The sequence below is a fragment of the Comamonas sp. GB3 AK4-5 genome (assembly GCF_041320665.1).
Lineage (GTDB): Bacteria > Pseudomonadota > Gammaproteobacteria > Burkholderiales > Burkholderiaceae_C > Comamonas.
Genome location: NZ_CP166730.1, coordinates 205,587 through 217,651, shown reverse-complemented (window position 1 = coordinate 217,651; position 12,065 = coordinate 205,587). Strand labels below are relative to the sequence as shown.

10 protein-coding genes are annotated in these 12,065 nt (G+C 65.4%); 7 read left to right on the top strand and 3 right to left on the bottom strand.

Annotation, left to right across the window (positions count from 1 at the left end):
* Positions 1 to 36: 36 nt before the first annotated feature.
* The 3 genes from ACA027_RS00885 to ACA027_RS00875 all read right to left on the bottom strand — a co-directional run bounded on the left by ACA027_RS00885 (position 37) and on the right by ACA027_RS00875 (position 3,401).
* Positions 37 to 1,233 (bottom strand): CaiB/BaiF CoA transferase family protein, encoded by a 1,197-nt coding sequence (locus ACA027_RS00885; RefSeq protein ID WP_370680535.1) that lies wholly within the window; start codon positions 1,231 to 1,233, stop codon positions 37 to 39.
* Between the two features lie 10 nt (positions 1,234 to 1,243).
* Positions 1,244 to 2,410, bottom strand: a complete 1,167-nt coding sequence (locus tag ACA027_RS00880; RefSeq protein WP_370680534.1) for an acyl-CoA dehydrogenase family protein — start codon at positions 2,408 to 2,410, stop codon at positions 1,244 to 1,246.
* A gap of 88 nt (positions 2,411 to 2,498) precedes the next feature.
* On the bottom strand, positions 2,499 to 3,401 hold the full coding sequence (locus tag ACA027_RS00875) for a MaoC family dehydratase N-terminal domain-containing protein (protein ID WP_370680533.1): 903 nt from the start codon (positions 3,399 to 3,401) through the stop codon (positions 2,499 to 2,501).
* 189 nt (positions 3,402 to 3,590) lie between these two features.
* Here ACA027_RS00875 and ACA027_RS00870 point away from each other — a divergent pair, with 189 nt between their 5' ends.
* The 7 genes from ACA027_RS00870 to ACA027_RS00840 all read left to right on the top strand — a co-directional run bounded on the left by ACA027_RS00870 (position 3,591) and on the right by ACA027_RS00840 (position 12,059).
* A complete protein-coding gene (locus ACA027_RS00870; RefSeq protein WP_370680532.1) occupies positions 3,591 to 4,508 on the top strand; it encodes an SDR family NAD(P)-dependent oxidoreductase in 918 nt (305 codons plus the stop codon).
* A gap of 250 nt (positions 4,509 to 4,758) precedes the next feature.
* Entirely contained in the window at positions 4,759 to 5,664 is a 906-nt protein-coding gene (locus ACA027_RS00865) for a MaoC/PaaZ C-terminal domain-containing protein (protein WP_370680531.1), read from the top strand.
* 268 nt (positions 5,665 to 5,932) lie between these two features.
* A complete protein-coding gene (locus ACA027_RS00860) occupies positions 5,933 to 6,730 on the top strand; it encodes an enoyl-CoA hydratase/isomerase family protein (protein ID WP_370680530.1) in 798 nt (265 codons plus the stop codon).
* On the top strand, positions 6,727 to 8,007 hold the full coding sequence (locus ACA027_RS00855; RefSeq protein ID WP_370680529.1) for an acetyl-CoA hydrolase/transferase family protein: 1,281 nt from the start codon (positions 6,727 to 6,729) through the stop codon (positions 8,005 to 8,007). Before ACA027_RS00860 ends, ACA027_RS00855 begins: the two co-directional genes overlap by 4 nt.
* Positions 8,008 to 8,057: 50 nt before the next feature.
* Positions 8,058 to 9,266, top strand: coding sequence for an acetyl-CoA C-acetyltransferase (locus tag ACA027_RS00850; protein ID WP_370680528.1), 1,209 nt, complete (start codon positions 8,058 to 8,060; stop codon positions 9,264 to 9,266).
* A 298-nt stretch (positions 9,267 to 9,564) separates the two neighbouring features.
* On the top strand, positions 9,565 to 10,545 hold the full coding sequence (locus ACA027_RS00845; RefSeq protein WP_370680527.1) for a Bug family tripartite tricarboxylate transporter substrate binding protein: 981 nt from the start codon (positions 9,565 to 9,567) through the stop codon (positions 10,543 to 10,545).
* 2 nt (positions 10,546 to 10,547) lie between these two features.
* Positions 10,548 to 12,059 carry a class I adenylate-forming enzyme family protein gene (locus ACA027_RS00840; protein ID WP_370680526.1) on the top strand — a complete coding sequence of 504 codons (1,512 nt, stop codon included), beginning with the start codon at positions 10,548 to 10,550 and terminating at the stop codon, positions 12,057 to 12,059.
* The last annotated feature ends 6 nt before the right edge of the window (positions 12,060 to 12,065 follow it).

Sequence of the window (12,065 nt, the reverse complement as noted above, 5' to 3'; positions counted from 1 at the left end):
GTCTGCATCTGCATGGACTGCTCTTGTTTTCGGGTTTCAGACATCCATGGCCTTGGCGCTTTGCGCCTGCTGCAGCGCCGCGATCTGCGCGCTGCTCCAGCCCAGCTCGGCCAGGATGGCGGCGTTGTGCTGGCCCACGGCGGGTATGGGGTCCATGCGGTAGTCAAAGGCGCTGTTCACGCCCGGGGGCAGCAGGGCTGGCACCTCGCCCACGGGCGTGGCCACGCTGCGCCAGCGCTGGCGTGCGGCCAGCTGCGGGTGGGCCCACAGCCCCGCCATATCGTTGACATGGGCGTTGGCAATGCCGGCCGCGTCCAGGCGCTGCACCACCTGGGCCGCGCTGAGTGGGGCAAACTCCTGCAAGATCAGTTCTTGCAGCTCGGCACGGTTGGCATTGCGCTGGGCATTGCTGTGAAAGCGCGCATCCACGGCCACCTCGGGGCGCAGCAGAACCTGGTCGCAAAACACCTTCCATTCGCGCTCGTTTTGCAGGCCCAGCATCACCGTGCCGCCATCGCCGGCCGTAAACGGCCCATAGGGGTAGATGCTGGCGTGCGAGGCCCCGGTGCGCGGCGGCGGCGTGGCACCGTCGTAGGCGTAGTACAGCGGGTAGCCCATCCATTCGCCCATGGCCTCGAGCATGGAGACATCGATATGGCTGCCCTCGCCCGTTCTGCCACGCAGCAGCAGGGCCGAGAGGATGTTGGTGTAGGCATACATGCCTGCCGCAATATCGGCCACCGAGATGCCGGACTTGCTGGGCGTCTCCGGCGTGCCGGTGACGGACAGAAAGCCCGCCTCGCTCTGGATCAGCAGGTCATAGGCTTTTTTGTCGCGGTACGGGCCATCGCTGCCATAGCCGCTGATGTCGCAAACGATGAGCCTGGGGTTGTGCGCCTTCAATGCCTCATACGACAGCCCCATGCGCGCCGCCGCGCCGGGCGCCAGGTTTTGCACCAGCACATCGGCAGTCTTCAACAGCTCCAGCACCGCCGCCTTGGCCTGGGGCTGCTTCACATCCAGCGCCAGGCTTTGCTTGCTGCGGTTGATCCAGGTGAAGTGCGAGGACTGGCCCTTCACGCGCTGGTCATAACCACGCGCAAAGTCGCCGCTTCCGGGCCGCTCCACCTTGATCACGCGCGCGCCCAGATCGGCCAGCTGGCGCGTGCAAAACGGTGCGGCGACCGCATGTTCCAGCGAGACCACGGTGATGCCATCAAGCGGTCGAACCATAAGAGCTCCCTCAGAAAGAACGTGGAAGACCAAGGAGGTGCTCGGCCACATAAGAGAAGATCAAGTTCGTGGAGATCGGCGCCACCTGGTACAGGCGCGTCTCACGGAATTTGCGCTCCACGTCGTATTCGCAGGCAAAGCCAAAGCCGCCGTGGAATTGCAGGCAGGCATTGGCTGCCTCCCAACTGGCCTTGGCTGCCAGGTACTTGGCCATATTTGCCTGAGCACCCATTTGTTCATGTTTGTCGAACAGCTCGCAGGCCTTCCAGCGCATCAGATTCGCGGCTTCCAGTTCGATAAAGGTCTCAGCGATGGGGAACTGCACGCCCTGGTTCTGGCCAATGGGGCGACCAAACACCTGGCGGTCCTTCACATACTTGGTGACGCGGTCCATGAACCAGTAGCCGTCGCCTATGCACTCGGCGGCAATCAAGGTGCGCTCGGCATTCAGGCCATCAAGGATGTACTTGAAGCCCTTGCCCTCTTCGCCAATCAGGTTCTCTGCCGGAATCTCCAGGTTCTCGAAGAACAGCTCATTGGTCTCGTGGTTGACCATATTGGGAATGGGCCGCACCGTCATGCCGTTTTGCTCGGCCTCGCGCAGGTCCACCATGAAAATCGACATGCCCTCGCTCTTCTTGGTCACCTCGGCCAACGGCGTGGTGCGGGCCAGCAAAATCATGAAGTCGCTGTGCTGTATGCGGCTGATCCACACCTTCTGGCCGTTGATGACGTAGCGGTCGCCCTTTTTCACCGCACTGGTCTTGATCTTGGTGGTGTCGGTGCCGGTGGTGGGCTCGGTCACGCCCATGGACTGCAGCCGCCATTCGCCGCTGGCAATCTTCGGCAGGTATTTGTCCTTTTGCGCCTTGGAGCCATGGCGCAGCAGCGTGCCCATGTTGTACATCTGGCCGTGGCAGGCGCCGGAGTTGCCGCCGCAGCGGTTGATCTCTTCCATGATGACCGAGGCCTCGGTCAGGCCCAGGCCGGAGCCGCCGTATTCCTGCGGAATCAGCGCCGCCAGCCAGCCGGCTTCGGTCAGCGCATTCACAAAGGTTTCGGGGTAGGCGCGCGCCTCGTCCACCTTGCGGAAATACTCATCCGGAAACTGACGGCACAGGTCACGGATGGCATCGCGGATTTCGGGGTAGTTGTTGCTCAGTGTCTTTTCAATCATGGCCTTGTCGATTCCAACTGTTTCAAGCCTTTCAGGCCTCTAGCGCTTGCTGCATATGCACAAGCAGCTCTTGTTTCGATAGTCCTTCTCAGCCCAGCGTGGCTGTGGCTTGCATGGTCAGCCAGCCTTCATGGTCCTGGGCCCAGAGCTCCACGGTTTTTCCGTCCTGCGAGGGCTTGCCATGCACGCTGAACGCATGCAAATCAAACGTGGGGCGCACGGCCCGGAAATCGAAGCTGAGCAGTTGTGCGTCCGGCAGGTGGCGGCGCAGCAAATCGACCAGCAGCGTTGCAATCAAGGGACCGTGCACGATCAGCCCGGGGTAGCCCTCCACCTGGGTGACGTACTGGCGGTCATAGTGGATGCGGTGGCCGTTGAAGGTCAGTGCCGAATAGCGGAACAGCAGCACATCATCGGGAACGATGGTGCGCGACCATGCGGCCTGGCCGGCCAGCGGCGGTGTTTGCGGCGCGGGTGCGGCTTCGCCAGGCTGGGCCAGCGGCCGGTAGACGATGTCATGCTCTTCGGTCAGCGCCAGGCCGCCGGCATTGCGGAACCGGTGCTCCACCTGCACAAACAGCAGCTCGCCCGAACGCCCGGCCTTGTGCTTGACGGACTGTATGGTGGAGACGCGCTCCACCTCCTGCCCGACAGCCAGCGCATTGCGCGCTTCCCAGCGCAGGCGGCCACCGGCCCACATGCGGCGCGGCAGCGGCACGGGCGGCAGAAAACCGCCCCGCAGCGGGTGGCCATCGGGACCGATTTCGCTTTGGCGTGCGTGGGGCAAAAAGTACATCCAGTGCCACAGCGGCGGCAAGGCCGTGCCTGCCACCGGCGCTGGGTCATCACAGTCCAGCGTGGCCGCCATGGCCGCCACGGGCGCAGCAGCCACCAGGTCGACGCGCGACTCGCTCTTGCCCTGCCAAGTCTGAAGATGCGCCTGCATGGCGGCATCGATGGTTGCATGTTGCGGTTCTGTCATGCCTGCCATGGTTACGGCAGCGCAGCCCGCAGGCAAGCTGCGTTTTTGAAAGCGTGTCTTCGGCTCTGCCTAAGGGCCTGTCTCAGGGGCTGGTTTCACATTGCCGAAGTCCTCCCTTGGGATTGCCAAATGGCGCCTGCGCCGGTTTGCCGGCATGCTCGTTCCATCTCTCCCAACCACAGAAAAGGACGACAAACCATGGCCCAGAAGATGATGCAAGACAAGGTCGTCGTAGTGACCGGTGCCGGCGGTGGCATAGGCCGTGACATCGCATTGGCCATGGCGGCAGCGGGTGCCAAGGTGGTGGTCAACGACATCGGCACCTCCACCACAGGCGAAGGCACGGACGCCGGCCCGGCACAGAAAGTGGTGGACGAAATCAAGGCCGCTGGCGGCCAGGCCGTGGCCAATACCGACAGCGTGTCGGAAGCGGTCAGCGCCGGCCGCATCGTGCAATGCGCCGTGGACAGCTTTGGCCGCATCGACGGCATCGTCAACAACGCCGGCATTCTGCGCGACCGCTTCTTCCACAAGATGAGCCTGGACGAGTGGGATGCCGTCATCAAGGTCCACCTCTACGGCAGCTACTACATGAGCCGCGCCGCCGCCAACCACTTCAAGGAGCAGGAAAGCGGCGCCCTGGTGCACATGACCTCCACCTCCGGCCTGATAGGCAATCTGGGCCAGGCTAACTACAGCGCCGCCAAGCTGGGCCTGACCGCCCTGTCCAAGTCCATTGCGCTGGACATGGCCAAGTTCAATGTGCGCTCCAACTGCATCGCCCCCTTTGCCTGGAGCCGCATGATTGGCTCCATCCCCACCGACACCCCCGAGCAGCAGGCGCGCGTGGCCAAGATCCAGCAGATGACGCCCAACAAAATCGCGCCGCTGGCGGTCTATCTGCTGTCCGACCAGGCCAAAGATGTGAACGCCCAGGTCTTTGCCGTGCGCAACAACGAGATCTTTCTGATGAGCCAACCCCGCCCGCTGCGCTCGGTACACCGCAGCGAAGGCTGGACGCCCGAGTTCATTGCCGAGCATGGCATGCCGGCGCTCAAGGCCTCGTTTGTGCCCATGGATCGCTCTGCCGACGTGTTCAGCTGGGATCCAGTCTGACGACTCCCCCTGAGGCGCTGCGCGCCTTCCCCCAGAGGGGGACGACAGCCTCGCTGCGGGGCGGCCCTTGCTCGCTGTCTGCTGACATGGGCTGCGCCAGTTTTTGGCACTGCGCCGTGGCTTGGCTTTACTCCCTCGCCCCCGTGGGGGAGAGGGTGGGGGTGAGGGGGCCCCACACAGCAAGGCGTTCGTTGGATGCGCCACATCACAAGCACTGTCCCCCTAGCGAATCACACCGAGGAGCCTCTCCATGGCCATTGACTACCACCACCTCAAGGCGCGCCACTTTGCGCCTGTGCGCCAGCGCTACAGCGCGCGCGACAGCATGTTGTATGCGCTCAGCCTGGGCTTGGGCAATGACCCGCTGGACCACAGCGCCCTGCCCTATGTGTACGAGGGCAAGGATGGCCAGGGCCTGCGCACCCTGCCTTCGCAGGCCGTGGTGCTGGGCTACCCCGGCTTTTGGGCGCGCGAGCCCGATACCGGCATTGACTGGATCAAGGTACTGCATGGCGAGCAGCGCATGCGGCTGCACCGGCCGCTGCCGCCGGCGGCGGAAGTGGTGGGCCACAACCAGGTCACCCATCTGACAGACAAGGGCGAAGGCAAGGGCTGCATCATGGTGACCGAGCGCCGCCTGGAAACCGCTGCCGGCGAGTTGCTGGCAACCGTGCAGCAGGTCTCGTTTCTGCGCGGTGATGGCGGCTTCAGCCAAACCGGACAGGCAGGCAGCGGCCAGCCCAGCGATGCCCCGTTGCCCGCGCTGCAGCCCACACCCGAAGACCGCGCCCCGGACTTCACCGACATCCAGACCACCCGCCCCGAGGCCGCCCTGCTCTACCGCCTCAGCGGTGACTACAACCCCCTGCATGCCGACCCGGCCGTGGCCCAGGCTGCAGGCTTTGAGCGCCCCATTCTGCATGGCCTGGCCAGCTATGGCCTGGTCGCCCGCGCCCTGCTGCGCCAGTGTGCGGGCGGTGATGCCGCAGGTTTCAGGGCGCTGGACATTCGCTTTGCCTCACCGGTGTTTCCGGGTGAGACCCTGGTCACCGAAATCTGGCGCGTGCCCGGCAGCCCCAGCCACTACCAGCTGCGCGCCAAGGTGCAGGAGCGGGACAAGGTGGTGCTGAGTCATGGGTTTGCGGAACTGGCGTGAGACACCCCCCTGAGACGCGTTGCGCCTTCCCCCCGCTCTCGCATCGCTACGCGCTGCGGGCAGGGGGACGACAGCCTCGCTGCGGGGCGGCCCTTGCTCGCTGTCCCTGGCGAAAGGGGCGCTATATGCGGCGGGGCTGCCCTGGCTTGGCTTTTCTCCCTCGCCCGCTTGCGGGAGAGGGTGGGGGTGAGGGACTGCTTGCCAAGTGGCAGTGACGTCCCCCCTCCCCCTGCACATTCCACTTTTTTCTCTTTGATTGGCACCATCCATGAACCACTCTGCCGTATTGACCACCGTGGAAAACGGTGTGGGCACCATCACCCTCAACCGCCCCGAGGCACGCAATGCCCTGGGCCTGGAAGTGCGCGACGGACTGGCCCAGGCCGTGGTCCAGATGCGCGATGACGCCCATGTGCACACCGTGGTGCTCACCGGTGCCGGCGGTGCCTTCTGCTCCGGGGGCGATATCAGCCTGATGATGAACAGCCAGCAAGGCAGCGTGGCCCACCGCGAACGCATGCGCGCCCTGCACCAGTGGTTTGCCGAGCTGGTGAACATGGAAAAGCCGGTGATTGCCGCCGTGGATGGCCCGGCCTTTGGCGCCGGCCTGAGCCTGGCCCTGGCCGCCGACTTTGTGCTTGCCACGCGCCGTGCCAAGTTCTGCGCCGTGTTTGGCCGCATCGGCCTGGTGCCCGACCTGGGTGCCATGCAGCTGCTGCCGCGCATTGTGGGTCTGCAAAAAGCCAAGGAGCTGGTCTTCACCGCGCGCACCGTGGGTGCGGACGAGGCCAAGGCACTGGGCATGGTCTACGACATCGTGGAAGACGCCGCAGCGCTGCAACAGGCCACCCAGCAACTGGCGGCCCGCTTTGCCGGCGCGTCCACGGTGGCCATTGGCATGGCCAAGAACATCATGAACCAGGCCTTCGAGCTGAACGCCCATGCCATGGCCGAGCTGGAAGCCAGCGCGCAAGCCATTTGCCGCGGCTCCGACTACCACCTGGACGCCATTGGCCGCTTCAAGGACAAGCAGCCTCTGCGCTTTGACTGGGACCGCAAGGAATGAGCGCACTTGACGCGCAGCTGCAGGCCTTGCTACGCCCCGGTGACACCTTGTGGTGGGGCCAGGCCACGGCCGAGCCGCTGACACTGACCCGCAGCCTGGTGCAGCACCGCCATGCACTGGCCCAAGGCGGCCGGCTGCAGGTGTTTGTGGGCCTGGGCCTGTCGGACACGCTGCAGCCCGCGCATGCCGATGTGCTGGATTTTCTGGGCTATGCCGCCAGCGGCCCTCACCGCGCGCTGGCCCAGGCCGGTGTACTGGACATCATTCCGTCCCACTACTCGCAGCTACCGCCGCTGGTGGAGCGTGGTGCGATTCCCGCCAATGTTGTGTTCCTCCAGGTGTCACCACCCGACGCCCAGGGCCGCCACAGCCTGGGCCAGGTGCGCGAATACCTGCCCGCCGCCATGGCGCGCGCCCGCGTCATCGTGGGCGAGGTCCACCCCGATGTGCCGTGGACCGCTGGCGGCCCCTATCTGCAGGCCAACGACTTTGATCTGCTCATTGACTCCGACAGCGATCTGCCCGAGATGGCGCGCACAGCGCCCGGCGCGGCAGAGCAAGCGATTGCGGCCCATATCGCCGGTTTGGTCGAAGACGGCAGCTGCCTGCAGCTGGGCGTGGGCAATCTGCCGGAGGCCGTGCTGGCCGCACTGCGCCAGCACAGGGATCTGGGCCTGCACAGCGGCGCCATAGGCGACGGCGTGGTCGCCCTGGCCGAGGCCGGTGTGCTGACCCATGCACGCAAAAACATAGACCCGGGCGTGGGCACGGCAGGCCTGCTCATGGGCGGAGCGCGGCTGCGCCAATGGGCCCATCACAACCCCCAGTTGCAACTGCGCGAAACCGGCTACACCCACCACCCCGAGGTGCTGGCGGGCATGAACAGGCTGGTGGCCATCAACGCCGCCATCGAGGTGGACCTGACGGGGCAGATCAATGCCGAGGTTGCCGGTGGCGTCTATATGGGTGCCGTGGGCGGGGCTATGGACTTTCTGCGCGGCGCCGCCCGCAGCAAGGGCGGCCTGCCGATTGTGGCCCTGCCCTCCACCGCAAAGGCCCACAGCCGCATCGTGGCCAGCCTCTCCGGCCCGGTGAGCACGCCGCGTGCCGATGCCGGCTTGATCGTCACCGAGCATGGCGTGGCCGATCTGCGCGGCCAGCCGCTGTCCCGGCGCGTGCGCCGCCTGATAGACATTGCCGCGCCCGAGCACCAAGAACATTTGGAGCAGGAGGCCCATGGCCTGCTGCGCCAATGCGGGGCAGCTTTCCTCCATTGAGCCGCCGCCCTCATCACCGCATCACAACATCACCACAAGGAGTCCACCCCATGCGCCGTGCCGCCATTGTTTCCCCGCTTCGCACCCCCGTCGGTACTTTCGGCGGCAGTCTACGTCCCGTTCCCGTGGAGGAGCTGGCCGCCACCACGGTGCGCGCCGTGGTGGAGCGCAGCGGCATTGACCCCGCCCGCATCGACGATGTGGTGTTTGCACAGTCCTATGCCAGCAGCGAAACACCTTGCGTGGGCCGCTGGGCCGCCTTGCAGGCCGGTCTGCCGGTGGAGATGCCGGGCATGCAGCTGGACCGCCGCTGCGGCGGTGGCCTGCAGGCCATTGCCACGGCCGCCATGATGGTGCAAAGCGGCGCCGCCGACGTGGTGATTGCCGGGGGCGTGGAGAGTATGAGCAACATCGAGTACTACAGCCCCGATATGCGCTGGGGCGCACGCTCGGGCAATGTGCGCATGTTTGACCGCCTGGATCGCGGCCGCGAGCGCTCCCAGCCTGTGGAACGCTTTGGCAAGATCTCGGGAATGATCGAGACGGCAGAGAACCTGGCCCGCGACTACGGCATCACGCGCGACGCGGCCGACGCCTTTGCCATGCGCAGCCACCAGCGTGCGGCCGATGCCTGGGCGGCCGGCCGCTTCCACGACGAAGTCGTTTCCGTGTCCGTGCCACAGCGCAAGGGCGAGCCCCTGCTGTTCAGCCAGGACGAGGGCTTTCGCGCCGCCACCACCATGGACAGCCTGGCCAAGCTGCGTGTGCTGATGCCAGGCGGCACGGTGACAGCGGGCAATGCCAGCCAGCAAAACGATGCTTCGGCCGCCTGCCTGATCGTGGCCGAGGACAAGCTGGCCGAGCTGGGCCTCACGCCCATGGCCGCCATGGTGGGCTGGGCGGCTGCGGGCTGCGAGCCATCGCACATGGGCATTGGCCCTGTGCCGGCCGTGAAAAAGCTGCTGTCACGCCTGAATCTGACGCTGGACCAAATGGACCTGGTGGAGCTGAACGAGGCCTTTGCCTGCCAGGTGCTGGCCGTGCTCAAGGGCTGGGAATGGAACGACAAGGATGCGATTGACCACAAGCTGAATGTGAACGGCTCCGGCATCTCGCTGGGCCACCCCATTGGCGCCACCGGCGTGCGCATTCTGGCCACGCTGCTGCATGAGCTGGAGCGCCGCAAGGGCCGCTATGGCCTGGAGACCATGTGCATAGGCGGCGGCCAGGGCATTGCCGCTGTGTTCGAGCGCTACTAAAAGCGTTTTTACGATCTCCTCGCGGCGCGTCTGCGTAGAGACAGTCAACACGCTCTCAACACCGTCTCCTCGGTTGTGTTTGCCGCCGGCAGTCTTGGCAGCCGGTGGCTTTTTTGCGTGGTTGCGCAAGGCACCCTCAGGGTTACTACCCCATAAATGCGTGCAAAGCCTGGGTTCGCAAAATGCAGATTCCCCTAGGCAGCGGGCTCGCCCACCATGGCGTCTTGTAGGTCAACCAAGCCCGATATGCATGGCCTTCATGCATTCCCATAACGGGCCCATCACCAGGAGACAAGACATGCCCACAAGCACACGCCGCAACATTCTGCTGGCCGCGTTGGCGCTGACCGCTGCCACCACGGCCATGGCCCAAATCGGAGGCAATAACGCCCCCGTTCGTCTGATGGTCGGCTACTCGGCCGGCGGCCCTGTGGACCAGGGTGCGCGCCTGTTTGCACAGGCCCTCTCCAAGGAGCTGGGCAGCCCCGTCACCGTGGAAAACAAGACCGGCGCCAATGCCACGCTGGCAGGCAGCGAAGTGGTGCGCGCCAAGCCCGACGGCAAGACACTGTGGTTTGCCGCCAGCCCCACCATCACCATCAGCCCCAATGTGATGAAGCAAATGCAGTTCGATCCGGCCAGGGATTTGACGGCACTGGCACCGGTGCTGAGCTATTACAACGTGCTGGTGATCAACAACAACGAGCCCTACAAGAACGTGGCCGAGCTAGTGGGCTATGCCAAGGCCAACCCCGGAAGACTGAGCTATGGCTCGGCCGGAATAGGCGGCTCCAACCACCTGGGCACCTTGCTGTTTGCCAAGCGCAGCGGCATTGATCTCAACCATGTGCCCTACAAGGGCAATGCCCCGGCCATGACCGATGTGATCGGCGGCCAGATCAGCATGATGATGGACATCATCAGCACGGCCAGCACCTATATCCATAGCAACAAGGTCAGGGCCGTGGCGGTGACATCGCCCAAGCGCAACCCCTCTCTGCCCGATGTGCCGACCTTTGCCGAGTCCGGCATCGAAGGCCTCAAGGGCTTTGACGTGGGCGGCTGGTATGGCGTGTTCGCACCCAAGGGCATGGCGCCCGAGCTGGTGCAGCAGCTGAACAAGGCCATCAACGCCGCCCTGGCCCAGCCCGAGCTGAAAAAGCGCTACGCCGAGCTGGGCTATGACGAATGGACCGGCGCCCCCCAGACGCTCACGGATCGCGCCGCCAAGGAACGTGCCATGTGGGCCACCGTGACCCAGGGCATCGAGATCAACTGACCATGGCAGCACGCATCCACCATTTACTGGAACGCAGCCTGGAGCAAGCGCCCGATGCGCCCTTCATCCTGCTGCCCGACCGCAGCCTCAGCTTTGCCGATCTGTCCCACCTGACCGACCAGGCCGAGCAGGAGTTGCGCAGCCTGCAGGTACGCCCCGGTGACCGCGTCATGGTCGTGGCCGAGAACTGCCCCGAGCACGCGGCGCTGATCTTTGCCTGCAGCCGCATCGGCGCCTGGTCCTGCGGCGTCAACGCCCGCATGGCGCCGGCAGAGATCGATGCCTTCGCCCAGCGCGCCGATGCGCGCACCGTGTATTTCACGGCCAGCGCTTCCGCCAGCGCACAAGCCCATGCCCAGCGCCACCAGGCCCTGCCCAGCTGCCTGCCGGGCATGGCCTACAGCCCCGTCAAGGCCGACAGCCAGCCCGAAACCGGGCCGCTGCAAGCCGAGGTGGCGGGGCTGATCTTCACCTCGGGCACCACCGGCCAGCCCAAGGGCGTGATGCTGGGCCATGACGCGCTGTGCCACTTTGCCCAGCAGTCTGCGGCATCCCGTGCGCTGTCGCCGGCCGACCGCTGCTATGCCTTTGTGCCCATGACGCATATCTTTGGCCTGGCCACCGTCATGCTCACAGCCTTGCAGGCCCGGGCCCAGTTGGTGATGCGCCCGCAGTTCGACCCTACCGATCTGCTCGATGCGCTGGAGCACCATGGCGTCTCCCAGCTGCAAGGCCCACCCGCGCTGTTCTCTCGCCTGCTGGCCTATTTGCAGGAGCAGGGCATCACCCATGTCAAGGCCCCGGCGCTGCGCTTTGTCTACACCGGCGCAGGCCCGCTGGACATGGCCCTCAAGGAACGCGTGGAGGCCTTGTTCGGCCAGGCCTTGCACCATGGCTATGGGCTGTCGGAATACGCCGGCTCGGTCCACATCACCCGCATCAACGAGTGGCGCAAGGACACCAGTGCCGGCCATGCCGTGGCCGAGGCCGAGGTGCAGGTGACCGACCCTGCCACCGGCCAGGCCTTGCCCTGCGGAGAGCGCGGCGAGCTGTGGGTGCGCGGCCGTGGCCTGATGCCCGGCTATTTCCGCGACCCCGAGGCCACGGCTGCCGTGATGCGTCCCGGTGGCTGGTATGCCAGCGGCGACCTGGGCGAGCTGGCCGCTGACGGCGCGCTGTGGGTGGTGGGCCGTTTGAAGGAAATGATCATCCGCTCCGGCTTCAACGTCTATCCCGCCGAGGTCGAGACCGCGCTGAATGCCCACCCCAGCATCGAGCGCTCGGCCGTGGTCGGGCGCAAGGAGGCCGATGGCAACGAGCAGGTGATCGCCTTTGTGGAACTGCGCCCCGGCTGCCAGCTGGATAGTGCGGCGCTACAAGCCCATTTGCGCGAGCAGCTGGCGCCCTACAAGCGCCCATCCCGCATCGAGACCGTGGCCGCGCTGCCCACCAACCCCAACGGCAAGATTGTGAAGCGCCTGCTGCAAGCCCAGGCCGAGGCCCTTCCCCTCTAGGAGACA